Annotated in this window: 24 protein-coding genes and 2 pseudogenes; 9 read left to right on the top strand and 17 right to left on the bottom strand. The window is 45.2% G+C overall.

Annotation, left to right across the window (positions count from 1 at the left end; translation table 11 throughout):
- Positions 1-4: 4 nt before the first annotated feature.
- The 8 genes from cyoA to R7Q09_RS07940 form a co-directional block, all read right to left on the bottom strand.
- Positions 5-886, bottom strand: a complete 882-nt coding sequence (cyoA, locus tag R7Q09_RS07975; protein ID WP_005388604.1) for a ubiquinol oxidase subunit II — start codon at positions 884-886, stop codon at positions 5-7.
- 792 nt (positions 887-1678) lie between these two features.
- Positions 1679-2437: an SDR family oxidoreductase gene (locus tag R7Q09_RS07970; protein WP_005390975.1), complete on the bottom strand. Its 759-nt coding sequence runs from the start codon at positions 2435-2437 to the stop codon at positions 1679-1681.
- 110 nt (positions 2438-2547) lie between these two features.
- Positions 2548-3453: a 3-hydroxyisobutyrate dehydrogenase gene (mmsB, locus tag R7Q09_RS07965; RefSeq protein ID WP_005390978.1), complete on the bottom strand. Its 906-nt coding sequence runs from the start codon at positions 3451-3453 to the stop codon at positions 2548-2550.
- A gap of 11 nt (positions 3454-3464) precedes the next feature.
- Complete coding sequence (locus R7Q09_RS07960; protein ID WP_318070661.1) at positions 3465-4604, bottom strand: enoyl-CoA hydratase/isomerase family protein; 1140 nt, start codon at positions 4602-4604, stop codon at positions 3465-3467.
- An 8-nt stretch (positions 4605-4612) separates the two neighbouring features.
- Positions 4613-5398, bottom strand: coding sequence for an enoyl-CoA hydratase (locus R7Q09_RS07955; protein ID WP_104972717.1), 786 nt, complete (start codon positions 5396-5398; stop codon positions 4613-4615).
- A gap of 38 nt (positions 5399-5436) precedes the next feature.
- Positions 5437-6591, bottom strand: a complete 1155-nt coding sequence (locus tag R7Q09_RS07950; RefSeq protein WP_318070662.1) for an acyl-CoA dehydrogenase family protein — start codon at positions 6589-6591, stop codon at positions 5437-5439.
- A gap of 19 nt (positions 6592-6610) precedes the next feature.
- The gene (locus tag R7Q09_RS07945; protein ID WP_318070714.1) at positions 6611-8104 is read right to left on the bottom strand and encodes a CoA-acylating methylmalonate-semialdehyde dehydrogenase; all 1494 of its coding nucleotides are present in this window, start codon (positions 8102-8104) and stop codon (positions 6611-6613) included.
- A 23-nt stretch (positions 8105-8127) separates the two neighbouring features.
- Complete coding sequence (locus R7Q09_RS07940; protein ID WP_318070663.1) at positions 8128-9339, bottom strand: acetyl-CoA C-acyltransferase; 1212 nt, start codon at positions 9337-9339, stop codon at positions 8128-8130.
- A 274-nt stretch (positions 9340-9613) separates the two neighbouring features.
- On the opposite strand from R7Q09_RS07940, the gene R7Q09_RS07935 reads away from it, so the two are divergent.
- The 5 genes from R7Q09_RS07935 to R7Q09_RS07915 all read left to right on the top strand — a co-directional run bounded on the left by R7Q09_RS07935 (position 9614) and on the right by R7Q09_RS07915 (position 14631).
- Positions 9614-9988: a MerR family transcriptional regulator gene (locus R7Q09_RS07935; protein ID WP_017821195.1), complete on the top strand. Its 375-nt coding sequence runs from the start codon at positions 9614-9616 to the stop codon at positions 9986-9988.
- A 66-nt stretch (positions 9989-10054) separates the two neighbouring features.
- Positions 10055-11224 (top strand): isovaleryl-CoA dehydrogenase, encoded by a 1170-nt coding sequence (locus R7Q09_RS07930; RefSeq protein ID WP_318070664.1) that lies wholly within the window; start codon positions 10055-10057, stop codon positions 11222-11224.
- A 25-nt stretch (positions 11225-11249) separates the two neighbouring features.
- Positions 11250-12854: a carboxyl transferase domain-containing protein gene (locus tag R7Q09_RS07925; protein WP_318070665.1), complete on the top strand. Its 1605-nt coding sequence runs from the start codon at positions 11250-11252 to the stop codon at positions 12852-12854.
- 29 nt (positions 12855-12883) lie between these two features.
- Complete coding sequence (locus tag R7Q09_RS07920; protein ID WP_318070666.1) at positions 12884-13723, top strand: enoyl-CoA hydratase-related protein; 840 nt, start codon at positions 12884-12886, stop codon at positions 13721-13723.
- Positions 13723-14631 carry a hydroxymethylglutaryl-CoA lyase gene (locus R7Q09_RS07915; RefSeq protein WP_318070667.1) on the top strand — a complete coding sequence of 303 codons (909 nt, stop codon included), beginning with the start codon at positions 13723-13725 and terminating at the stop codon, positions 14629-14631. The genes R7Q09_RS07920 and R7Q09_RS07915 overlap by 1 nt, the downstream gene beginning before the upstream one ends.
- Positions 14632-14677: 46 nt before the next feature.
- Here the strand turns inward: R7Q09_RS07915 and R7Q09_RS07910 are convergent, their stop codons facing one another.
- The 3 genes and pseudogenes from R7Q09_RS07910 to R7Q09_RS28805 form a co-directional block, all read right to left on the bottom strand.
- Entirely contained in the window at positions 14678-15556 is an 879-nt protein-coding gene (locus R7Q09_RS07910; RefSeq protein ID WP_318070668.1) for a DMT family transporter, read from the bottom strand.
- A gap of 391 nt (positions 15557-15947) precedes the next feature.
- Positions 15948-16301, bottom strand: a pseudogene (locus R7Q09_RS28810) (methyl-accepting chemotaxis protein); the annotation flags it as partial.
- 180 nt (positions 16302-16481) lie between these two features.
- Positions 16482-17168, bottom strand: a pseudogene (locus R7Q09_RS28805) (PAS domain-containing protein); the annotation flags it as partial.
- 773 nt (positions 17169-17941) lie between these two features.
- On the opposite strand from R7Q09_RS28805, the gene R7Q09_RS07900 reads away from it, so the two are divergent.
- Both R7Q09_RS07900 and R7Q09_RS07895 read left to right on the top strand, forming a co-directional pair.
- Positions 17942-18853, top strand: a complete 912-nt coding sequence (locus R7Q09_RS07900; RefSeq protein WP_318070669.1) for a DMT family transporter — start codon at positions 17942-17944, stop codon at positions 18851-18853.
- A 208-nt stretch (positions 18854-19061) separates the two neighbouring features.
- The gene (locus tag R7Q09_RS07895) at positions 19062-19760 is read left to right on the top strand and encodes an MBL fold metallo-hydrolase (protein WP_318070670.1); all 699 of its coding nucleotides are present in this window, start codon (positions 19062-19064) and stop codon (positions 19758-19760) included.
- A 118-nt stretch (positions 19761-19878) separates the two neighbouring features.
- On the opposite strand, the gene R7Q09_RS07890 is transcribed toward R7Q09_RS07895, so the two are convergent.
- The 4 genes from R7Q09_RS07890 to R7Q09_RS07875 all read right to left on the bottom strand — a co-directional run bounded on the left by R7Q09_RS07890 (position 19879) and on the right by R7Q09_RS07875 (position 22715).
- Entirely contained in the window at positions 19879-20685 is an 807-nt protein-coding gene (locus R7Q09_RS07890) for a helix-turn-helix transcriptional regulator (protein ID WP_318070671.1), read from the bottom strand.
- Between the two features lie 4 nt (positions 20686-20689).
- The gene (locus R7Q09_RS07885; protein WP_318070672.1) at positions 20690-21073 is read right to left on the bottom strand and encodes a VOC family protein; all 384 of its coding nucleotides are present in this window, start codon (positions 21071-21073) and stop codon (positions 20690-20692) included.
- A gap of 30 nt (positions 21074-21103) precedes the next feature.
- Positions 21104-21715 (bottom strand): LysE family translocator, encoded by a 612-nt coding sequence (locus R7Q09_RS07880; RefSeq protein WP_318070673.1) that lies wholly within the window; start codon positions 21713-21715, stop codon positions 21104-21106.
- A gap of 73 nt (positions 21716-21788) precedes the next feature.
- Positions 21789-22715: a LysR substrate-binding domain-containing protein gene (locus tag R7Q09_RS07875; protein WP_014234443.1), complete on the bottom strand. Its 927-nt coding sequence runs from the start codon at positions 22713-22715 to the stop codon at positions 21789-21791.
- A gap of 154 nt (positions 22716-22869) precedes the next feature.
- Between R7Q09_RS07875 and R7Q09_RS07870 the strand changes: the two genes are divergently transcribed.
- Positions 22870-23673, top strand: coding sequence for an alpha/beta hydrolase (locus R7Q09_RS07870; protein ID WP_318070674.1), 804 nt, complete (start codon positions 22870-22872; stop codon positions 23671-23673).
- On the opposite strand, the gene R7Q09_RS07865 is transcribed toward R7Q09_RS07870, so the two are convergent.
- Positions 23657-24547 (bottom strand): helix-turn-helix transcriptional regulator, encoded by an 891-nt coding sequence (locus tag R7Q09_RS07865; RefSeq protein WP_318070675.1) that lies wholly within the window; start codon positions 24545-24547, stop codon positions 23657-23659. The two genes, R7Q09_RS07870 and R7Q09_RS07865, sit on opposite strands and share 17 nt — an antisense overlap.
- Between R7Q09_RS07865 and R7Q09_RS07860 the strand changes: the two genes are divergently transcribed.
- Positions 24546-25487, top strand: a complete 942-nt coding sequence (locus tag R7Q09_RS07860; RefSeq protein ID WP_318070676.1) for a DMT family transporter — start codon at positions 24546-24548, stop codon at positions 25485-25487. The genes R7Q09_RS07865 and R7Q09_RS07860 overlap by 2 nt on opposite strands.
- Before the next feature lie 181 nt (positions 25488-25668).
- Here the strand turns inward: R7Q09_RS07860 and R7Q09_RS07855 are convergent, their stop codons facing one another.
- Positions 25669-25971 (bottom strand): hypothetical protein, encoded by a 303-nt coding sequence (locus R7Q09_RS07855; RefSeq protein WP_031781024.1) that lies wholly within the window; start codon positions 25969-25971, stop codon positions 25669-25671.
- Positions 25972-26029 lie beyond the last annotated feature (58 nt).

Genomic DNA, 26029 nt, shown 5'->3' with positions numbered 1-26029 from the left:
ACGATTATCCTTGGTTTTCAGGCAAACAGTTCATTGAACCAGGATGCTGAGTCACAACGTCGGTGAACAAGAACGGAGGAACGCTAGAGAACAAAGTGACTGGCTCTGCGATACTTGGCGCTGCCAGTGAGCTGTATTGCTCCCAATCTTCAATACGATCAGGGCTCGCCTTCACTTTCTGCACCCAATTTAGGAACGCAGCACGATCAGACATTGCTGAAGCTGTGAACTTCATTTGCGAAAAGCCTTCGCCGCTGTAGTTCGATGCAAACCCCTTGTAGTCACCTTCGTGGTTCGCTATCAGGTTGAGCTTGGTAACCATGCCTGGCATCGCGTAGATCTGTGTACCTAAGCGAGGGATGAAAAACGCGTTCATGATGTTGTCCGAAGTCAGTTTGAACTGTACTGGCACGTCTTTCGGGAACGCCACATAGTTCACCGTCGCAATGTTTTCTTCTGGATAGATGAACAACCATTTCCAATCGAGTGACACCACTTCGATGGTCATTGGTTTAACATCACTTTCCAATGGTTTGGAGGGCTCTAGTTCATGAGTCGAACGCCATGTGATCGTCGCAAGAATCGCAATGATGATGATTGGAATTGTCCATACCACCACTTCGATTTTGGTCGAGTGTGACCACTCGGGAGCGTACTCTTCTTCAGTGTTAGAGGCGCGGTATCGGTAAGCGAAGTAAATCGTCATTAAAATCACAGGGATTACAACGATCAACATCAGCAAAAGAGCAGTAATAATTAGCTCTTTTTCCTGCACACCAATGGCACCTTTGGGGTCAAGTAAAGCTGAATTACATCCTGAGAGCATAAGTATGACGGACGCCAAACTTCCCCTCGACAAGATGCGTTTATATCTTGAGGCTTCCATTAACTTTCTCGATGGTTGTCTGGTTTCAAAACAAATGCCAATCACAGTAAATAAGAGCTCAGAAACAGCGCAGGGGAAATGTTTGATAAAAAGGCAAAAATTTTGATAAGTAGTTATTCTACTTACAAATTTTTCAGCGCCGTTATCAAGCATCTTAACCAGCTAGAATGAACAATTACTTGCTACGATTGGTATCAAGCTAAGAACCAGTTGTTATAGTCATTAGAATGTTTATGTGTTGAGCATGAGTAACGTCGGGATCAGAGCGAAACAAAACGGAATTGAGTGGAGATCAAAACCACACTATTAGTGTGAGTTTATTGTTACACTTTGAAACACAATGTTACATTTGGCGCATTATGAGGAGTAAAAAGTTAAAGCTCATTAGCCACAACTGGAAACTAACCTTCCATTAATGAAACCCACACACTTAAAATAGGAGATTAAACTCAACACGAATTTCACGTGCTTCACAGTTAATGTCTTTTGAAACAGACAGTTACAAATTAATTTTGATGAGACTGACTATCAACTGTATTTACATAGATAGCTTGAGTACGAAGGGGAAATTAAAAGTGGTAAATTGTGATCAATATCAAATTAATGATTTCACTTAGTATTTGAGTGGTATTTACTTCTCATTATTTACTTTTGGCAAACCATTCGCAGAGCGAATCCAAACATGAGTAATAAACACACTTACGTTGCCCAGAACTGGCTCTCGGAAAAATAGGAAATGATGAAAGGGAAAGAAGCTTGTCATTCCGGTCTGTAAACCTAACCCTAGGGCTTTTACATACGAATGCCTCCATCCACTTCTAAAACTCTGCCAGTAAAGTAATCACTCTCAAGAATGTATTTTACTGCATGCGCGATTTCACTTGTTTCACCCATCCTTCCAATTGGGATCATCTTTTCTAGCCGTTCTATGGCTTCTGGTTTCATTTGCTCTGCCATCGCGGTATGTACCACACCTGGTGCAATCGCCGCCGCGCGGATACCGTATCTTGCGAGCTCACGAGCCCATGTTGTCGCCATGGTTGCGACCGCCGCTTTAGATGCAGAATAATTGGTTTGACCGATATTCCCTGCTCTCGCGACACTAGAAATATTGATGATAACGCCTTGTGAACCGCTCTCAATCATCTTGACGGCAGCTTCACGCCCACACAAAAATGTCCCCGTAACGTTGACGTTCATGACCAAATTGAATTGATCCAAAGACATCTTACTGATCACGCCGTCTTTTGATTTTACAAGTAACCCATCTCTTAGCACGCCAGCGTTATTGACTAGCCCATTGAGTTGGCCAAAATCTTGGATAACCGCTTCAAACGTGTTTTCAACATCGATTTCGCTCGTTACATCCACTTGATAAGTCAACGCTTTTGCACTCAGCATTCGGCACTGCTCTTGTGTTTCCATTAAGCCGCTAGCGTTTACATCTAATAACGCTAAATCTGCTCCGGCTTGAGCAAGCGTAATTGCCATCATTTGCCCAAGTCCCTGCCCTGCACCTGTAATGGCAATGACACTATTTTTAATATCCATAGTTACTGCACTCCGTCGCTAATAATGTTCCCTATTTCAAGCCTGTTTCGGTGGTCCGAAATGATGAGATTTACTTCACCATTTCAGACTGCTTTGTAGCAAAACTCAGTCTAGCCCTTCTTACTCTTGTAAAACTCAAACAAGCTTGAGAAGTCGAGCTCGCCGTGGCCGCTCGCGTTGTGGAAAGAATATAAATTACGCGCCAGTGAGCCCATCGGAACCGAAGAGTGTGTTTGTAACGCCGCATCTAACCCCAAACCGAGATCTTTCAACATGAGTTTGCTCATAAAGCCCGGTTGGTAATCGTTGCTGGCTGGTGCACTGTCCATCACGCCTGGGCAAGGGTTGTAAAGCTCCAATGCCCAATTTCGGCCAGAGCTTTGAAGCATGATGTTTGATAACACTTTGGGGTCGAGCCCATGATCGATACCTAGATTTAGCGCCTCGCACGTACCAGACATTAAAATGCCGAGCATAAGGTTGTTACAGATTTTCGCCATTTGACCATCACCCGCTTTACCGGCATGGAAAACATTTTTTCCCATGTACTGCAAAATGGCATTAGCTTTAGAAAATGCTTCATCCGAGCCACCAACAATAAAGGTTAATGTCGCCGCTTTAGCGCCGGCAACGCCACCCGAAACGGGCGCATCGACAAACAGCACGCGTTTATTTGCCGCTTCATTGGCGACTAATCGCGCAGAGTCCGGATCAATGGTTGAACAATCAATCATCAAGGTACTTGGCGAGACAAGATTGAGGACACCTACGCCACCGTGTAAGTCGCCAAGATACACGGAACGAACGTGAGATCCTGCTGGTAGCATCGTGATGACTGTGCTTGCACCATCCACGACTTCCTCAATAGAGCTCGCCACCACCGCACCAAAAGGTGCAAGTTGCTTTGCCGCTTCGCTATCGACATCGAATACTTGCACGTTAAATCCAGACGCTAATAAGTTTTGCGCCATCGGATGCCCCATTCTTCCTAAACCGATAAATGCGATGGTACTCATGATCATTCTCCTTATTGACCTAGTGTTTGTTCACCCAAATCAGCAAGCGGATGTTCGTCATCCGGCCAAAGTGAGGTAAACAAGGTATCGATGACATCTTCATCGACTTCACTGACACTGTTAAACATCCAGTTAGGTTCGCCATCCCGGTCAATAAGCCGAGAACGGACGCCCTCTTTAAACTCACCTAATAAGGCGCTGCGAACCGATAAACTCAGCTCCAAGCGGAAGCAATCTGCAAGTGGTAAGCTGTGGCATTCTTTCACTTGTCTGAAGCAAATATGCGCGGTGATCGGACTGCCCGCGGCGAGCGTTTGTTTCGCGTTTTCTATCCACTGACTGTTCCCTTCGATAGCCATGACTCGCTGTGCTATCGCATTAAGATCAAAGCCTTTGCACGCTTCCTCTATCTGATCTAAGTATGGACAAATTTGCGTGGTTGGTTTGCTATCAATAACCTGTTCTTCCATTAATTGTAGTAGCGCAGTTACCAACTCTTTCGCATCTTCTTTGCCCCACTGGAGCCGCTTTAGCTCATCCAGTAAGGTGGGATACTGCTCTTCCAACAGTAACCAATCGGCCAAACCAATAGTGACAGCGTCACTTGAGTTCACCATTGAACCTGTCAATCCGAGGAATAAACCCACTTGCGGATCTATCTGGCTTAAAAACCATGTACCTCCCACATCGGGATACAGTCCAATATTAATTTCTGGCATAGCAAGGCGTGATGTTGTTGTCACAACTTTGTGGCTGGTTCCCATAAAAAGCCCCATCCCACCACCCATTACAATACCTTCTCCCCAACCGATAATAGGTTTGTTGTAAGTGTGGATGAGATAGTCACACTCATACTCCAACGAGAAATAGTCCGTACAGAACTCTACGATTTTTTCTTTACTCTCGTTATGCATGACGTGATACATAGCTCGAACATCGCCACCAGCACAGAATGCTTTTTCTCCAGCGCCAGTAAGTACCACACAAGTCACATGCGAATCGTCTTGCCACTTGATAAGCTGATCGTTAAGTTGGACCAACATGTCATACGTCAATGCATTCAATGAAGCGGTGTTGTCTAACGTTGCGATACCAATGCGGTGCACGCCATCTAAGCACTCTATTTCACTGATGGTTACCATCCCTGCCATGTGGCCTCCTATCGGTTTTTCCATTGCGGTGGGCGTTTTTCTAAAAAGGCGCGAACACCCTCAACTTGATCTTCCGTATCAAAAAGATTCAGAAACAACTCTCGCTCTTTCATTAAGCCGTGCTTAAGTGGCGCAGAGCGCATATTTTGAATGAGCGCCTTACATGCGGCGACAGAAGATGGTGACTGGTTCGCAACAGATTCAGCAAGCTCCAACGCTTTACTTAAAGCTTCGCCTCTGGGAACTAACTCCTCAGCCAAGCCTAGTTCTTTTGCTTTGTCAGCGCTGACTTGTTCTCCACATAAAACGATGCGCTTTGCCCAGCCTTCCCCTACTAACGCTGTGAGATTTTGGGTCCCGCCAGCGCAGGGCAAAAGTCCGACTTTGGCTTCAGGTAAAGCAAGTACCGCTTGCTCTTCAACTACTCGAATATCACAAGCTAATGCCACTTCTAAACCTCCGCCCATGGCGTAACCATTAATGGCGGCAATGGAAACACCACGGAATTCCGAGAGTGTTTCAAAAGCTTCACCAAAGCATCGCGCCATGTCTAACGCAACCGCTTTGTCACCATCAGAAAATAGCTTGAGATCCGCACCAGCAGAGAAAAACTTTTCTCCACTGCCGGTTAAAACCAGTGCGTAGACCTGCTTATCATTGTTAAGTGTGAGTATCAGCGATTTCAGTACCTTGAGGCTCTCTGCTGTCCACGTATTGGCTGGCGGGTTGTTCATTGTCACCACCGCAACGTGATTAGTGATCGTATGTTGAATGGCTTCTTGGGTTAATGGCATATCTGAATCCTTTCTCAATGAGCAAATCCAATACTTCGCTACAGCAAGGTCGACTCCTCAGAGAGCAAACGGCGCGCGATGATTAAACGCATAATTTCGTTCGTTCCCTCCAGAATTTGATGCACACGCACATCTCTGAAATGACGCTCCATTGGATACTCTTTGATGTAACCATAGCCGCCATAAAGCTGCAGCGCGTGGTCGCAAACCTGAAAGCCCACATCGGTTGCGAACCGTTTTGCCATCGCGCAATAAGCAGTGGTATCTGGGTCATTTCGGTCGAGCTTGCTGGCGGCATAGCGCACTAACTGCCGCGCAGCCGCTAGCTCTGTCGCCATGTCTGCTAATTTGAATTGTAAGGCTTGAAACTGCGCAAGCGGTTTGCCGAACTGCTTACGCTCCTGAATGTACTGTGTCGCCTGTTCAAGGGCCTGTTGAGCCGTACCGACGGAGCAGGTCGCAATATTTATACGCCCTCCATCAAGCCCTTTCATCGCAAAGACAAAACCTTGCCCTTCTTCGCCCAGTAAATGGCTAGCTGGAATAACGACATTCTCAAAAGTAACCGCTCGTGTTGGTTGACTGTTCCAACCCATTTTGGGTTCTTTGCGCCCATAGCTGATGCCATCTGCTTGAGCAGGAACGACAAATGCAGACACGCCTTTGGCACCCGCTTCTCCAGTTCTCGCCATCACGACCAAAACATCTGTCTCTCCTGCGCCAGAGATAAAGGTTTTGCCACCATTCAACACGTAAGTATCACCTTTTTTGCTCGCGGTTGTGGCCAGCGAAGCGGCATCCGATCCCGCATTAGGCTCGGTTAAGCAATAGGAGCCTAACCACTCCCCCGTAACTAATTTCGGACAGAACTGCGTTTTGGCTTCATCGGTAGCAAAACTGGCTATCATCCAACTGACCATATTGTGGATAGTCATGAAAGCGGTCGTCGACGTACAGCCCATTGAGAGTTGTTCAAAGATAATTGACGCATCCAAGCGGCTTAACCCTAAGCCGCCATGTTCTTCTGGTGTGTAGAGACTGAGAAACCCCAGTTCCCCCGCCTCTCTCAATACGTCTTTGGGGAAGATCTGCTTTTCATCCCACTCCGCCGCCATCGGTGCTAAACGCTCATCGGCAAATTGTTGAGCGGTATCGGCAAATGCACGTTGATCTTCATTAAGTTCAAAGTCCATAAAAGCTCCTTTTATTCACTCAGCGCAGTTGGATAGTCAGATTAGGCCCCGTTGGAATATCGTCATCAAACCAACGCGCCGTCACCGTTTTGGTCTCGGTATAAAAACGCACTGCTTGTTTACCATATGCATGTAAATCACCATAGAAACTGCCTCTCCAACCAGTAAAGGAGAAAAATGGTAAAGGGACTGGAATTGGCACATTAATCCCCACTTGACCGACTTGAATGTCATGCTGATATTTTCTCGCAGCAGCGCCATTAGCGGTAAATATAGAAGTTCCGTTGCCGTAAGGGTTGCGATTCACTAACTCAATAGCTTCTTGCAACGTTTCGACTTCCATACAAACTAAGACAGGGCCAAATATCTCTTGCGTGTAAATCGACATGTTCGCTGTTACACCGCTAAACAAGGTTGGGCCAATCCAGTTTCCATCGGGAAAGCCGTCCACTTCACACTGACTGCCATCGAGTTCACACACTGCGCCTTGTTGTTTGCCATCTTCGATTAGGTCCAATACGCGTTGTTTGGCTTGCTCACTGATCAGTGGGCCATAAGCAGCCTGTTCATCATCCCAAGGCCCTGGGTGTACTTTCGCCATCGCCAGTTTCAGGTCTGCAATCCATTGTTTTGAATCGCCGACAAATACCGCAACAGAAATCGCCATACAGCGTTGCCCCGCAGCCCCTACGGAGGCTCCGATTAGGTTATTCACCACTTGATCTTTGTTTGCATCAGGCATGATCACCATGTGATTCTTTGCACCAGCAAAAGCTTGAACCCGTTTAAAATGTTTAGTCCCTGTGGTGTAGATATAACGGGCAACGGGAACCGAGCCAACAAATGACACCGCTCGAATATCAGGATGAGCCAGAAGAAAGTCGACTTGCTCTTTGCGGCCATGAACGATCTGCAACACTCCTTTCGGCGCGCCAGCTTGCTCAAATAGTTCAGCTAAACGAATAGAGGTCAACGGCACTTGTTCGGAGGGTTTAAGCACAAATGTATTGCCCGCAGCGATAGCGATTGGGAACATCCACAACGGAATCATGGCAGGAAAGTTAAATGGCGTAATGCCGCAACACACACCTAGGGGCTGAATCATTGAGTAACTATCAATATCCGTGGCAACGTTTTCGACGGTTTCGCCCATCATGTTGCTGGCAATGTTTGCAGCCTGCTCAACCACCTCGATACCACGCCACACATCGCCTTTAGCATCCGCTAAAATCTTACCCGTTTCATGAGAAAGCAGTGTGGCAAGCTCATCATGATGCTCTTTGAGCAAGTGCTGATAACGAAGCATAACTCTGGCACGCTCGGATACTGCCACTTCCTTCCAAGATTGGAATGTCTCTTTCGCATTATCAATGGCGGCTTCCATCTCGTGCTCTGTGGAACATGGAACGTACGCAATGACATCATTAGTGGCGGGATTGGTTACCTCAATCCAATCCGATGTTTGAGATTCACGAAACTCGCCACCAATAAACAAGGGAACCAAACGAGTCATCATTTACTCCTTTCTAATTTCAATTAAAGCGGTATTTCAATGCCTATCGCCGTGGCTTCTCCACCACCGATACAAAGTGACGCAACACCCCGCATCACTTTTTTGGCTTCGAGATCACCATTGGTGCCTAGCGCTTGTAGCTGACGCAAACTGTGAATCAATGTCACAAGAATTCGTGCGCCACTAGCCCCTATCGGATGCCCAAGCGCACAAGCTCCACCTTTAATATTTACTTTGCTCGTATCTAGTCCAAGTTCCGCCACCGCTATTTGTGTCACGACGGCAAAGGCTTCATTGATTTCCCACAGGTCCACTTCATAAATTGACCAATCTAGCTGGAACAGCAGTTGCTCAATTGCGTAGACGGGTGCCAAAGTAAATTCTGCAGGTTTTCTGGCATGTGTAGAGTGCGCCTTGATGATCGCAAGTGGTTTAAGCCCCTGATGACGCGCAGTGTCTTCATCCATAAGCACCAGAGCCGCCGCGCCATCTGAAATGGCACTCGAATTAGCAGCGGTCACCGTACCTTTTTCATCGAATGCAGGTTTGAGTTGAGGAATTTTACCAAGGTCAATCGAGCGTGGGTGCTCATCGTAGTCCAGCACCGCTTGTTCTGACTTGGTATTGAGTGAAACCGGCGAAAGTTCATCGGCAAACAAGCCTCGCTCTTGAGCTTCCAACGCACGTTTTGCCGACATCACGGCCCATTCATCCATTTGCTCTCTGGTGAACTTAAGCCTGTCAGCGACTTTCTGAGCATAAACACCCATTAAGTGCCCTTCGTAAGCATCTTGTAGCCCATCGAGAAACATGTGGTCATACGCAGACTGGTGCCCCATACGCATTCCCTTTCTCGCCTCCCTCAGCAAATACGGCGCATTGGTCATACTTTCCATACCACCAGCAATGGCAGAGCGAATCGTTCCAGCTTTAATGAGATCGTGCGCTAACATGACGCTCTTCATGCCAGAGCCACACACTTTGTTAATGGTGGTGCACCCTACACCCAAAGGAAGATCTGCTCCCATAGATGCTTGCCTCGCAGGAGCTTGTCCACACCCTGCTGGAAGCACACATCCCATGAACACTTCATCCACCGAAGTCACATTCACTTCGTGCATTGCCGCCTTGATCGCCAGTGCGCCTAATTGAGGAGCAGAGTAAGTTTGCAACTTGCCTTGAAAGCGCCCAATTGGCGTTCTTTTCGCGCTGACAATCCAGATGTCTTTTCCCATGACTCGCATTCCCTTAAGGTATATGTGAACACTTGGCAGACTGATGACACCCTACATAGAATTACTCACCAAGCGCCACACCAGCCTTTATCGCCTTTTTCACTAACAAACTTTCATTCCGCGATTTCTTGACGTTTACGTAAGCATAGCACTAGCCTTTACAATGAGATGAAAAAAACACCAAGCAGGCGTTTATATTTCAAAGTTGATGTTCGACCTTCCCATTAAAGGTTCGATTTCCAGAAACTGGATTTTTATTCGAGGTAAGTATGTTATGGAAAAATACAAGATCAGTGACCTCGCCAAGGAGTTTGATATTACTACTCGCAGTATCCGGTTTTATGAAGACGTGGGTCTGATTGAACCAGAGCGAAAAGGCAATATGCGCGTTTATCAACGCAGGGATAGAATTCGCCTCAAACTGATTTTAAGAGGGAAACGACTCGGTTTTTCGTTAGCAGAAATTCGTGAACTTTTCGAGCTCTACGACATGCAACAAACCGAAGGACAGTTATTGAAAATGCTCAATATCATTGAAGAGAAACAAGCTGTCCTACAACAACAACTCAACGACATCAGCGTCGTTATGGCTGAGTTGAATGCCGCTAAGGAGCGTTGTATTCAAACACTCAAAAGCAAGCAGACATAAACGCTATACTCAATTAGCAAGACCGCTACAGGCTTTTCCACCCTACCTCTGATACCGGGAGACGTTATGAAAAGCACCTATACCCCACTCAATTTCGGACTTGGTGATACCATCGATATGCTCCGAGAACACGTTAATGCCTTTGCTACGGAACATATTGCGCCCATCGCCGCTGAGATAGACCGCGATAACCAGTTCCCGAATCATTTATGGCCTTTGTTCGGAGAAATGGGGTTGCTTGGTGTGACCGTCGATGAAGAGCTTGGTGGTGCAGGCATGGGATACCTCGCTCACGTTGTTGCCATGGAAGAAATCAGCCGTGCCTCTGCATCTGTCGCTTTAAGCTACGGCGCTCATTCTAACCTGTGCGTCAACCAAATCTTTCGTAACGGCACGCCTTCTCAACGCGAAAAATACCTTCCAAAACTCATTGATGGTACGCACGTTGGCGCCCTAGCGATGAGTGAGCCCAATGCCGGTTCAGACGTGATAAGCATGCAACTGAAAGCGGAAAACAAGGGCGACCATTTTGTACTGAATGGCAACAAAATGTGGATAACAAACGGGCCCGATGCTGACGTAGTGGTGCTTTACGCTAAAACGGATGTCAGCGCAGGTTCACGTGGTATTACCGCATTCATTATTGAACGTAACTTCACAGGTTTCACTCATGCTCAAAAGCTGGACAAGCTAGGCATGAGAGGCTCGAATACTTGCGAACTTGTATTTAACCATTGCGTAGTGCCAAAAGAGAATATTCTTGGCGAGTTGAATAAAGGCGTCGAGGTGTTAATGAGTGGGCTGGATTACGAGCGCGTCGTCCTCGCTGCCGGACCACTCGGGATAATGCAAGCTTGCATGGACATTGTGGTCCCGTACGTACATGAACGAGAGCAGTTTGGAAAATCCATTGGCGAGTTTCAGTTAGTTCAGGGCAAGCTCGCCGATATGTACTCTCGAATGAGTGCAGCAAAAGCGTATGTATATACCGTCGCAGCGGCTTGTGATCGAGGTAACGCAACACGCAAAGACGCCGCTGGCGCGATTTTGTACAGTGCAGAACTCGCCACACAAATGGCACTCGATGCAATACAACTGCTCGGTGGGAATGGCTACATCAATGAATACCCTGCTGGTCGTTTGCTACGTGATGCAAAGCTTTATGAAATCGGCGCGGGTACCTCAGAGATTCGCCGCATGTTAATAGGCCGAGAGCTGTTCGAAGAATCTCGCTAACGGAACATACGACAAGGAAGTCATTATGGCCATTATCAAAAGTAAAACTAAGCCAACTGACGAGTTATTTCTTTCCAATAAAGCCGTGATGGAAACGTTGGTCACTCAACTTAATCAACACATCGAGACCATCAAACAGGGCGGCGGTGAAAAAGCCATTGATCACCAGAGGCAAAAAGGAAAACTCCCCGCCCGAGAACGCATCGCGCGCTTGCTTGATGACAACACTGACTTTCTTGAAATCAGCCAGTTTGCCGCCTGGCAGGTGTATGACGAAGCGATCCCCTGCGCTGGCGTTATCGCCGGCATTGGTATCATAGAGGGGATTCAATGCATGGTCATCGCCAACGATGCTTCGGTAAAAGGCGGAACCTACTACCCACTCACGGTAAAAAAACACCTTAGAGCGCAAGAGATAGCCCAACGTTGCCAACTCCCCTGCGTGTACTTGGTGGACTCCGGTGGCGCAAATCTCCCTCATCAGTCCGACGTCTTCCCCGATAAAGAACACTTTGGTCGCATTTTCTTTAACCAAGCGAGAATGTCAGCGAAAGGCATCCCCCAAGTTGCTGTTGTGATGGGGCTTTGCACTGCTGGGGGCGCGTACGTTCCTGCCATGGCGGATGTGTCCATTATGGTTAAAGAGCAAGGCACCATTTTTTTGGCGGGGCCACCTTTGGTGAAAGCGGCCACTGGCGAAGTCGTGACGGGTGAAGAGCTCGGCGGTGCAGACGTGCATTGTCGAAAATCTGGTGTCGCAGATTATTACGCTGAAAATGATGAACATGCCCTAATGCTTGCGAGAGAAGCTATTGCCAATGCCAATAGAATAAGACCTGTTAAGCCAGAAAACACCGTGCTTCCTCCCCGCTACGACGCAGAAGAAATCTACGGAATCGTGAATGCCAACTTACGACTGTCATTCGACGTTCGAGAAATTATTGCCCGCATCGTCGATGATTCTGATTTCGACGAATTCAAATCCTTGTACGGCAGAACGCTAGTGTGTGGCTTCGCTCGTATTCAAGGACACTTGATTGGTATTGTGGCAAACAACGGTATCTTGTTTTCTGAATCGGCACAAAAAGGCGCGCACTTTATTGAGCTGTGCGCCAAACGGAAAACACCGCTTCTTTTTCTCCAAAACATTACCGGCTTTATGGTCGGAAAAAAGGTTGAAGAAGAAGGCATCGCAAAACATGGCGCCAAGCTAGTGATGGCCGTCGCTTGTGCTGACGTGCCGAAGTTTACCGTGATCATCGGTGGATCGTACGGCGCTGGTAATTACGGCATGTGCGGCCGAGCGTATGATCCAACCATGATGTGGATGTGGCCGAACGCGCGTATTTCTGTGATGGGCGGAGAACAAGCAGCAGGCGTTTTAACACAAGTTCGAAAAGACGCGAAGGAACGTCAGGGGGAAGCGTGGTCAGAGCAAGAAGAGCACATTTTTAGAGAATCGATCATAGACTTGTATGAAACACAAGGACATCCCTATTTTGCGAGTGCTCGGCTATGGGATGACGGAATTATTGACCCTAAAAAAACGCGTCAGGTGTTGAGTCAAGCGTTAACGGCAGCATTAAATGCCCCCATTCCTGATAGCGAGTTTGGCGTCTTCAGAATGTAAACATCCAAAGATGAATTAAGGAAGTTAGTATGCAGGAAATGCAACCAAGCATTATTCCCAACGCCCAAAGGCAAGATGATGTTCTTTGGCATGTCGATGATAATGGCGTAGCGACCATTACCCTAAACAGAACAGCCAAACACAATGCTTTTGACGCTTGTACGATCGACTTGCTGATCCACCGCCTAGATTATCTCGCTTTACGAACGGATGTGCGGTGCTTGGTATTAAGAAGTAACGGTAAGCATTTTTCATCCGGGGCCGATTTGAATTGGATGCAGTCGATGGCCGAAAGCACGAGGCAAGATAACTTCGTTGATGCCCAAAACTTGGCAAGACTCATGGAAACATTAGATTCGTTCCCTCAACCCACCATCGCAGTTGTTCAAGGTTCCGCTTATGGTGGTGCTTTAGGGTTGATTTGTTGTAGTGATATCGCCATCGCAAGCCAAAGTGCCAACTTTTGCTTAAGTGAAGTTAGGCTTGGTTTAGTTCCAGCAACCATTGCGCCTTACGTCATGCGCGCGATGGGGAATAGACAAGCTAGACGCTATATCTTAAGTGGTGAAGTCATTTCAGCCGAAGATGCCGAACGGTTTGGTATTGTGCACGAAGTGAAAGAAGCCAAACAGCTTGAAAGTGCGGTCGGTAGCGTAATCAAGACGTTGCTACTGAATAGCCCAGATGCGATGCGTAAAGCAAAAACGCTCTGCCATCAATGTCATCAAAACCCCATCGATCAACAACTGATTCACTATACTAGCAAGCTCATTGCGGACATTAGAGTATCACCCCAAGGTCAAGATGGGCTGCAAGCATTTCTTGAAAAACGTTGCCCAAGTTGGGTCACCAAGTCACAGGACAAGTAATGCTGCCTTCCAAAGTAAATATTGTCGAAGTAGGTCCTAGAGATGGGTTGCAAAATGAATCTCCTGTTACGACCCAGACTAAAATCCGGCTGATCAACTTACTCTCTGATACTGGGCTAACGCATATTGAGGCGGGCTCTTTTGTCTCACCCAAATGGGTGCCACAAATGGCGGACTCAATAGAAGTCATGAAAGCAATAACACGGCGAAATCATGTTACCTACTCTGCCCTGACTCCAAACCTAAAAGGCTTAGAACAAGCGTTGGAGGCTGACGCCAATCAGGTCGCAATTTTCACTTCATCCTCAGAAGGATTCTGCCAACACAATATCAATTGCTCGATTGCAGAAAGCCTAACTCGCTTCGAACCTGTAATGCGATTAGCCACCAAACACGGCATCCCTGTTCGTGGCTATCTATCCTGCGTTGCCGACTGCCCTTACGATGGCCCGACAGCCCCTAAACAAGTGGCGAGCGTGGTCAAATCACTCATCGATTTAGGGTGTTATGAGGTGTCTCTAGGCGACACAATCGGTACAGGCACGCCAAACCGTATCGCTGCTATGCTAGAAGCCGTCATGTTGGTTGCACCTCTTCCCCAGCTTGCTGTCCATTTCCACGACACATGGGGACAAGCTCTCACCAACATTTATCAGGCATTGAGTATGGGCATCAATACCATCGACAGTAGTGTAGCTGGGCTGGGTGGATGCCCATACGCTCATGGAGCATCAGGAAATGTCGCAACGGAGGATGTACTGTATTTATGCCAAGGGTTAGGAATAGAAACGGGGATCGACTTAGAGCTACTGGCTAAAGCTGGCTGGATGATCAGCGAAGAGCTGGGTCGGCAGCCTACATCAAAAGTGTCATTAGCATTGCGTAACCGCGTATTATCACTTTCGTAGAAGGCCATCCGGCACCTCAAATTCTCCCAACCCAAGTTAATTTGCTCTACTTTCGAGTAGGGAAGCGAAACCGCCCGCCAGTACGATAAATAATTAGAGAAAATAAGATAAGCACACAACCTACTAGTTTATTTGCCGTTAGCACTTCGCCATACCACAGCACGCTCAGAATAACCGTCCAAACTGGTTCTAATATCATAATTAGAGCAGCGTTACCTGCCTGAACAAATTTTTGCCCCATGGTTTGCATTACGTAACGCAAGCTCGTCGCTAATAAGGTACTCAACGCAAACCACCACCAAATAGAGGAGTCCACCTCAGCCGGGAAAGATTCCATAAAAAATGAACCCAACAAACCTAAGCAACCTGCTGAAAAAAGTTGCACGCAAGTAAGCAGCAGCACAGGTAGTTTTTGAGAGTATTTGCTGTTCACATTAAAATGAAGCGCCAAAACCAGTGCTGCACCAAGAAACCACAATTGACTGGCCGATTGTTTCCAGCCACCAACTAAAGAAAGACAAGCAAGACCTAATACAGCGATAGGCAAAGAAAGCCAGAAAATTCGTTGTGGTCGTTGACGAAACATAACCCATGCAACAATCGGCACAAACAGCATGGAAAGGCTCATGATAAATGCGCCTTCCCCAAGAGTATCACTGATAGAAATAGCGTAAATCCATGTCATAACGGCACTGCCTAACAGGAGCCCGACACCACCAGCAGAAAGCACATCTTTTAAGTTTGCTTTCAGCAAAGGTCGGTAACATAGAGGCAGTAAGCAGAGCGAAGCGATAGTAAATCGCGCCCCAATAAAGCCAAAAGGTGGTAAACCCTGTATTGTTTCCTTAGAGAATATCCAGCCAAGTGCAGCGATCATCGTCGTCGCAACCAGAATAACCGTCGCTTTGCGTTCTGAGTTAAACATAAGTACTCACAAAATATGGAACACACAATAGCGCAGCAAGAGAGTTTTACTACGCTATTGTGTAAATTTGAAAGGGGTTTGTGTCGAGCGAAAAAGTGAAAGCCCGATCCTCTCCTGTATTGTTGTCACGCAGATTGAAGTTCTGCTGCTAGATACATTAAATGCAGGCAAAGTCTTAAGGCAAGCCTTTTCGCATACTAAATTACTTTAGCATTCTATACAGCAAGCAAACTGGCTAAAACCGGTACCGGGTATCGAACTACCTCCCCTTCAAAACGCTTAACTTGACTGCGGCAGGAGTAGTATTGCGACTTCAGCGCTCCTCAATACAGGTTGAATAAGGCGAATTGCTTTTTACCCATCGCCCCTACAATGAAAACTTATTGATTAACTACAACGAGCGGTTAAATTGCTCCACGGCCTCTACAACACGGCTAGCGCCATCTTGTATTTCATTCATCACATTGCCTGCTTTTTCAGAGAGCTCTAGCGTATCTAGTGCTTCTTTTTGGCATTTAGCGATCAGCTTAACTGCGTTATCTGTTCGCTGTAGGTTTTCACTTACCATTGTGACAATTTCATCGGTGGTTGCATTGGTTCTTGTAGCAAGCTGTCTGACTTCATCAGCAACAACGGCAAAACCTCTACCATGCTCACCCGCACGAGCCGCTTCTATCGCCGCATTTAACGCCAATAAGTTAGTTTGGTCAGCGATACCACTGATGCTATTTACCAACTCGCTAATACGCGATGAGTGCGCTTTAAGCTCGTCAATCGCGGTGTTCGCTTGCTGCATTTGCTCGGAAAGTATCTGCATCTTTTCTAACGTTGAGCCTATAACCTCTTGCCCTTGCAGGGTTTGTGTTCCAGTTTCTTGGGAGATTTCGTTCGCCAATTGCGCAGCCTGGGCCATTTTCTGTTCCTGCATCACCTGCTGGGTAATATCTGTCGCGAACTTAACGACCTTGTAGAGCTCTCCTCTGTCGTTATGGATAGGGTTATATGAAGCCTCTAGCCACACCTCTTCGCCATAACGGTTAACTCGTTTGAATCGCTCTGATGAAAATTGCCCTTTTGCTAAACGTTGCCAAAACTCACGGTAAGCTTGAGAGCTCGACTCTTCCTGATCACAAAACATGCGATGATGCTTCCCTAGAATCTGATCAAGCGTATAACCCATTGTGTTTAGGAAATTATCGTTGGCTTTTAAAACATGGCCATCTAATGTGAACTCAATCACCGCCATAGAACGACTTAATGCATTTAGCATGTCCTCTTGCTCACGGGATGATTTGATCGTTCGCGTAAGTTCAGAAGCAAAAACAAAAAAGCTTTCTACTTCTCTGCGCTCATTTACAACAGGCTGGATAATCGTTCTTAACCAGGCTTCCTCACCATTACCTTTCTGTACTTGCAATGCCCCATTCCAGAACACTTTATCTTGGACGGCTTTCTTCATTCGATGAAAGTGGTCTGTATTGCGCGAATTTGACGGTACCAATTCAGTAATTGATTTCGTTAAGATCTCATCATCATGTAAGAAAAGTTCTTGCTGTAGTTTGGTATTTGCAGAAGTAATGAGGCCTTTACTATCCAATGTTAAGCGGATCATCTCTTCATCTAAACTGGTTTGGATTTGCTGCAGGATTTGCAACTCCTGCTTTAATCGTTGATTTTCTTGTTGAAGCGACTTATTAAAAAACATGACTTTCTCTCATTCGACCGACCTTCGGACTAGTCAAAGGTTTATTATTTGTATACCGAATAACCTGCAAGCGGCAAAATCGTTTGGTTGCATATTCAAACGCGATTTCTATTTCTCATCAAAGGACCCCGCTGGGAATACGGCGATTTTTTCTACAGTGTAACCTAAGCGCAGTATACTGAAATTTCTTCAGCGCCCAAGCTGTTTATATATTTATCAATATTAAAGCTCTTTATCGCCAGTTTGAGGTTTGTATTTGTGGATATACTTATATGGAGAAGCGGTGTGTTCAGATCAATAAGCCTTTTCATTAAAAAAAAGGGCCTTGACTTAATTCCAATAGTTTTTGCCGTTTTATCGCTGTTCCATCCGCCGTTTGAGCGATTAGCCACTCCTTATTCGCTTGCATTTCTATTAATAGCGCACGGAGCAACCAATAACAGCACACCGACCAACAAGCTTTTGGACAGAAACGTGCCAGTGACTTTGCTAAATTAGCTAACCACGAATTACCTCAAGTATGGGAAAGTCCTTTCCGTAACTAAATATGTAAAGCCAATACACACCAAACTATGACTCATTATCATAGGATAAATGCCCCTCTTTTCCTCCTGCACACTTTGATATTAAATGCACGCCACATCATTTTTTGTTCAATCACAAACTTAAAAGTCAAAGTTATGTCTTCAGAAAACATCAGCGAACTGGATATTGCCTCTCCAGTATCGTCGTCAAAAAAGCTACTTATAGTTTTAGCTCCTTGGATATTTGTTTTCCTATGGAGTACCGGATTTGTTGGGGCCAAATTTACTGTTCAATACAGTGAACCTTTTCATCTACTTTTTTTACGCGGGCTTTTTTCTTGCTTGGCGTTTTTTATATTAGCTTTATTGTTTAAAGCCAAATTTCCTTCAGCCAAAGGAATAGCAAAACAGCTCGTAGTTGGGCTGTTCTTGCATGCTCTTTTCCTTGGTGGCTGCTTTTACTCAATGCACTTAGGTATACCATCAGGCATCGTAGCATTGATCACAGGGCTTCAACCGGTACTGACAGCGATTGTAGTGTCGACCCTGCACAGACAGAGCTTAAGCATTGGTAAGTGGATAGGAATCATCATTGGATTTTTTGGTGTGTATTTTGTGCTATCGCCAGGACAACAAGATTTTCACCTAAATGCTTTAGGTCTTTTATGCGCTATCGTTGGACTTGTTTGTGTTACCGTCGGAGCACTGTATCAAAAGAGTTCCAACAGTGACGGTCATGTGTTGAGTGCTACATTTTTCCAATATGTTTCACTGACCGTTGTCATGGGTATTATGAGTGTTCTGTTTGAGCACACTCCTGTCCATTGGAATATCCCATTTGCTTTGGGTCTGACCTGGTTAGTTCTTGGTGTATCAGTGACTGCGGTTCTGTTACTGATTTTTATGATCCAAAGTGGCGAATCCACCAAAGTCGCAACCTATTTTTATCTTGTTCCGGTCCTTACAGCCGCAGAAGCCTGGGCGCTTTTTGGTGAACCAATCACGACCTCGATGTTGATTGGGATGGCAATGTCCATCATTGGCCTACTTCTTGTGATTCGCAAGTAACTCTGCATCTTATTGAAACGAGTTAATACAATGATGAAAAAACATTTATATCAAGCGCCTGCGGTCAACAAGAAACGTTATGGCGACACAGTTGTCACGATGCTGAGTGATGGATACTTAGATGCATCTTTTGAACTATTAAATGGCATAGAAGCTTCTCAAGCAGAGGCTGCTCTTGAACAAAAGGGGGGTAGAGCCTCTTCCAAGAATGAATATCAATGCCTATGTTGTCGAGACATCAAATCGAACCATACTGATTGATAGCGGTGCAGGTGGAATTAACGGTTGGGGTGGCAGACTCCCCGCAGCTTTAAGAGCGGCTGGTTTCGATCCACTCGATATTGATACCGTTCTTTTGACGCATGCTCATCCTGACCACGTTGGTGGGTTGGCGGGTCCATTAGCGACTCCTTTTTTTGCAAATGTTCAAGAACTTTACGTTCATGAACAAGAACTCGCATTTTGGAGAAATGATACCATTATGTCTTCGGCATCAGATGGATTTAAGCCATTCTTTAACGTAGCAAGAAATGCTTTTGATGCCTACAAAGATAAGTTAGTACCATTTAATCAAGAGTCATTATTGACTGATATCCAGACTGTACCTTTATTCGGGCATACACCTGGACACTGCGGATTTTTAGTCGGTAGTGGTAATGAATCACTACTAATATGGGGTGATATTGTTCATTTTCCTCATATTCAGACCGCAAATCCAGATGTGACTATTGCCTTCGACAACAGTCCAGAGGAAGCCGCAAAGATGCGTAAAACCCTTTTAGATAGAGTCTCTACAGATCATATTTCTGTGAGTGGTATGCATTTCAACTTGTCTGCCTCTGGTAAAATTAAGCGAGAAAACAACCAGTACACATTAAATTATGACCTTTGGTCCCCAGTTGTCTGAATTGGTCATGAACGTGTTATAACGAAAGACCACGCAGTTTATGGCTACGTGGTCTTTTTAAATACGCTCTGATGTTTATATACGAAAAGAAACAACATGTTTTTTTTGCAAATGGGCATCATTCTCTTTCTGCATAAAAAATAAGGAAAGCGTCAGACATACTTTCTGGCTTCAATGCAGTGTATGAATAATGTCTCAGGTTCCCAGAATAATCGATGATCGATTTTTTCCCTTTTCTGGTCTTCTTTACATCATATTCCTGCCACATCCGCTTAAACTCTTCACTTCGTAGCAGCAGGTCGTTAATCACGGTATCAAATCGAGGCTTATTGCTGCTTAAAGCATAGTATGAGCGAAAAGAGGCGATGGTACTCTGGGCGGCGGCAGACCAGTCAGGAATGCGTTCTTTGTATTCTGGGTTCAGGAACATCAATTTCAGTGAGTTTCTGTCCAAGTCATCAACACTCGACCAGTTAAAGATTTTTTGCTCTGAGGCTTTATTCCAATAAAGAATGTCCATATTTTCGCTACGAATAAACGCTGGATGAGGGTCAAGAGCCTTTATCATTTGTTTTAGCTCGTCTTGTAGCTGTATATCACTGTGAGCTGAATATGATGTCCCAAAAACCGTCGCTTCGAAATACTCTTGCTCATCAGAACTGAGCTTTAATACTTTCCCAATTCGTTTGATGGCTTCAATCGAGATACTTATATCACGACCTTGTTCTAGCCATGTGTACCAACTTACGCTGACGGCGGCCAGTTGTGCCACTTCTTCACGGCGTAACCCTTTGACTCTGCGATGGTAGGTCGAAAAACCATAATCGGTAGGATCCAACTTTCCCCTGTGCTTGAGTAAAAACTGGTTTAAATCAATGTTTCTTTCCGAACCATTATGGCTTTTCGCGGTATTGTTACTATTCACTCTGTTAAGACTCATACACTGAGCACTCAATCAGATTTCCATCAGGATCTCGAAAGTAGAAGGACGTGATCGGCCCCAACGCTCCAGTACGATTAACCGGGCCTTCTATAATTTTAACGTTTTGAGCCTGAACATGTTGCATTGCGCTTTCTAAATCCCCATCAATGATAAAACAGAGATCGGCACTACCAGCTTGTACATGTCGTGCCTTAGGCTCAAACTCACTGCCTAGCTGGTGCAAATTGATCTTTTGCTGACCATATTCCAAGGCGACTCGCCCTTCTCCGAAGGTGACAGCATTCATACCCATCACCGATTGAAAGAAAGCCACCGATGTCGGAATATCGGCCACGGTTAAAACAAAATGGTCAAGGTGTTTAATTTTCAAATTCCTTTCTCCTTTGAAGTTATGACGTGATTAAACGGATGAACTCCATACTAAGTAGACAGCCAACAATATAAACAAGATAGCATTGACCTTATTCAACCAGTGTCGATGTGCGCCCAGGAAGAGTGTTTTGGCCTTATAGGCGAGTAACGCATAGGTTGAATGCGCACAGATAAACGCCAGACTGAAAATCCCCACCAACACTGAAAACTGCATAACATAGCTTTCATCTGGCTTGATAAAATAAGGGAAAACAGAAAAGAAAAACAGGATAGCATTCGGGTTGCTAAATTGTAACAGTACACCTTCCCCGAATACCTGCCTCTTTTTGAAAACCACGCCCGTAGAAATCACCTGAGTCTTGCGGCTGCTAAACCACAGTTTAAGTCCCAAATAAAATAAGTAGGCGGAACCGCAATAAGAAACCACTTTAAAAGCCATCGGCGAGGACACTAACAGCAGCCCAAGACTTGTAGCAGAGAACAGAGCGACAGAGCAAACGCCCAGCGTTAAACCTGATATCCCAACGACCGAACCTTGAAAACCAAAGTTAATCGCGTTCGTAATGGATTTTAAGGTGCCTGGGCCAGGCATATATACGACGGCTAATGCAATAGCAGCAAAACTGAAATAGGTATCCAAGATGACACTCGTTATAGTAAAGAAAGAAGTACTATTGTCAGTCGTTCTTGAATGGGTGAAAAATACTATTTAACTAATAGTTTGATACGTTTTTCTTATCAGTGACATGTTCTTCCAACCACTTAACACCGTATTCGACTAAAGGATGCCCTCGCTTAGGATCCCATACTAACGCGGCGGTCACGATGGATATCAGCTCTTCAAGCGGGACAAGCTTTACATTACTGGGGATCATGCTGACCATGCTCATAGGTACTAAAGCAACCCCCTGGCCACAACTCACATAGGCAATCTGAGCAGTAACCGAACGAACTTCGTAGAGTATGCGTGGGTTAAACCCATGGTTTCTACAGGCTGAAGTTAATAGATCGAAATACGTTGGATTGACCCGCCTGGAAGACATAACAAATGCTTCCTCTTTCAGATCTCTCAACGAGATACACATCGCTTCCCCCATTGGATGATTCAGTGGTAACGCAACGCCGAGTTTATCTTCTGTTAAAGGAAACGTGCTTAACCCCATACCGACCTCACCTTCCACCCGAACAAACGCCAGATCCAATTCACCAGAAGATAACGATGTGATGGCTTCAGCGCTGTCAATTTCATCCACAAAAACCGTGACATTTGGGTAACGTTGTTTGAAATGTTCTAGAAAGACTGGCACAACTTCAAACATAGCAGACGTGATGGCACCAATATGAATGACACCAGATTGTCCATGCGCCACCTCTCGAACGATCTTTTCCAGAGATGACATTTGAACAACAAACTTTTGCACATGAGGAAGAATAGCTTTTCCCGACGCGCTCAGTTTAGTGCCGCGTCGAGAGCGTTCAAACAAAGTGAGCTTCAACGACTGCTCAAGTATTTTGATTTGCTCCGTTAAAGGAGGCTGAGACATTCCCAGTCGCTTTGCCGCACGACCAAAGTTCTCTTCTTCGGCAACTGCCAGAAAAAGATAAAGCTGTTTTATCAACCTGTAATCGATTTTACTCATCAATAGTCCCTAACGACGCAATAATGAAGTACGTTAAAATGCCCAATGCTATACTGCTAATTCTATTTTCGTATCACATAGATACTAATATTAGAATTCAACTATCAATCAAAAGCTGTACATTGGCAACATCAACAACAGATGTGAGTATTGTATGGAGCTATTTTCAAGCCAACGTTTCCCTTTTTTAATCGAAGGTGTACACCTTAGCGTTTCCGCGATAACCAGATCGGGCGAAGAAGCTCCGATTGTCTTTCTCCATGGATTTGGTTCCACCAAAGAAGATTACGCCGACATCGTTTACTATGCAGAGTTTAACGGTCATCCTTTTCTTGCCTACGACGCACCAGGATGCGGCGAAACACAATGTAGCGACCCCACATCCGTGACGATCCCTTTTCTGCTGAAAACAGCCATTGCGATACTGGATCAAGTTGGGTTCAAACAGTTTCATCTTGTGGGACATTCCATGGGAGGGTTAACCGCGTTAATGCTGGCACATCAGTACCCAAACCGCGTTCTCAGCTTCACCGATATTGAAGGGAACATAGCACCAGAAGATTGTTTTCTGAGCCGCCAGATTATCAATTATCCATCGGACAACGCAGCAGAATTTTTTGATGAATTTATTATGCGAACTCGCCATGCACCACACTACGCAAGTGCCTTGTATTCCGCTAGTTTGCGCCACAAAGTACGAGCAGATGCCGTTAAACCTATCTTTACGTCTATGGTTGAACTGTCTGATGATGGTGAATTGATGGATAAGTTTCTTAACTTACCTTGCCCTAAGATGTTCATGTATGGGGAGCAGAATCAAGATCTGTCCTACTTATCTCATATTGAGAGCCAAGGCGTAAAACTGGCAGAAATACCGTACTGCGGGCATTTCCCTATGTACTCAAACCCTGTCAGTATGTGGAGCCATATTGCTCAAAATATTATACGTTCATCTTAACGTATTCTTTTGGTGTCACTCTCATGATTCGTTTAAACATAGCGATAAACGCAGACGAACTGGAATAACCCAGCTCAAGGGCGATAACTTCAACACTATCGCCCGACTCCAATCGATTCATGGCTTTCAGTACTTTAAGCTTTTGCTTCCACTCCGTGAGCGGCATCCCCAATTCTTTGTTGCTTTTTCTCATGAGAGTACGCTCTGTAACGTAAAAATGAGAAGCCAGCGTTTTAAGAGGAATGTCTTGATCAAGATGATTTTCGATATGGTCAAGTACCCGCGATAACGTTGCATCATCAGTCGAAGGTAAAAAACTCTCGATAGAATTAGTCTGCTTAAGTTGATCGTAAATAACCCGAATTAGGCGAGTTTGCTCGGCCGAATAAGGCGACACTGGTAAAAATTGTTTTAAATGTTCAAGCGCTGAGCGAACCAATGGGGTGACTTGTAAAGCACATACTCTGTTTGGCAATGCATTAGCATAAGACGGCTCAATATATAACGAACAATGTGTTGCCTCATATTGATTGAAACCTTGATGTTCGATTCCCGGTGGAAGCCAAATCCCATACTGAGACGGAGCCAAGTAGGAGCGTCTACCGATCCTCACTTCCATAACGCCATTGTAAGAATAGACAAATTCTCCCCAAGGATGACTGTGGTTAGGATAACTCGAATCGGCAGGAATTTCCGCGACGCGAAAATACATCGGCTCAGGGATGTGGTTTTGAAATGGAACTAAACTGCAATTTTTTTTCATAACCCAAAGTGTCACTTCTGCGCGGTTGCATGTCAGTTTTAAACTATATGTTTTGAATGCGTCACAGGCAATATAAATATTAACAACAATCACCAGAAGATAAACAATCATGCAACAACGACAAGCTATCGATGTCACCTCCTTCTCTCTGATGGTCATCTTTTGTATGATCATGGGAGGGCAGCAAGTCGCCATTAAAGCCGTCAGTACTGACATGGCTCCAATCGTCCAACTTGCTTTACGCTCATTATTTGCAGCCGTTCTGATCCTAACGTACATGCGTTTTAAAAAAGAACGTTTTGTCTCTGAATCCGGTGCAATAAAATATGGAATTCTTGCGGGAATCTTCTTTGCATTGGAATTTTTCTTATTGGGAGAAGCACTAACCCGAACGACCGCAGCTCACGCCGTTGTGTTTCTATATAGTTCTCCCATCTTTACCGCTTTAATCCTTCATCTATTTGTTCCATCAGAAAGAATGTCGTTACTTCAATGGGGTGGGATTCTGATTGCGTTTTCTGGTATCGGCATCATTTTCTGGGAACCGAGTTCAATGGATGCCTCAGGTACGTTCATCGGAGATATTCTTGCCTTTCTTGCTGCATTAGCCTGGTCTTTGACAACGGTGATTGTGCGATGTACTTCCCTTTCGAAAGTACCAGCAAAGCAAGTGGTCTTCTATCAACTCATTGTTGGATTTACTTTACTGGCGATGACCTCTACCGTGACGCAACAATGGCATTTTAATTCGACACCTATGGTGTGGGTTAATCTAATATTTCAATCAGTAATCGTGTCGTTTCTGGCCTTTTTAGTCTGGTTCTGGCTGCTGGGCCGTTATCAAGCGTCACAAATTGGCATTCTCTCATTTATGACCCCATTATTTGGAGTGGTCTTTGGTTACCTCTTGCTGGGAGAACACCTCGATAAGCAATTCCTGATAGGCTCAGTTTTCATCCTTTCTGGTATCTTTGTCGTCAATAGTTCTAGCTGGGTGTTAAGAAAAATTCATCGTTTGCAACAAGCTAAGAATAAAGCTTCAGAGTTCTAGGTAAGTTCATTAAGCATTAGAAAAAATAGCCCAAAGTGGATAGCTCAGTATGTAGGGTTGTAGAATGCTGAAACACATTGGGGCAAAGATAAGTTTGGCAGAGAAAGCCCAAGCTTAGTCTTCAGGCTTTGAAGCTTTGGATGCCTAAAACAACCCTAACTCACTTCAATTGCTGCCCGCACTAACACTTTTGTTTTGTATCGTAACTGATTTGCTTACTGACGTTCTTTAGTTGCACTCCTACCTTATTAAAGGCCTTTTGAATAGTTGTGGAAACATGCTGGCGGCCCTCTCCTTCAAAAAAGTTAGCTCGATCTTGCTTCGTTTCGAATACGCAGACTATTTCTAAACTTTGTGGAAAAGAAGAGAATTTGACGGTATGAGTCACCCAAAGAAAGCCATCGTAGCCTTTTAGCGTATCTTCACAAACTTCGGTCAACACTTCTCTAATTAGATTCTCGACCTTCTTATCTGATTTGCGCATAAATTAAACTTCATTCCTATCTAACGCCTTTAATTAGGTTTCAGTGTACATTGTCTTA

This window comes from Vibrio sp. 2130-1, assembly GCF_033339515.1.
Note: the sequence above shows the minus strand (reverse complement) of the source record. Positions and strands in the feature narration are given on the sequence as shown.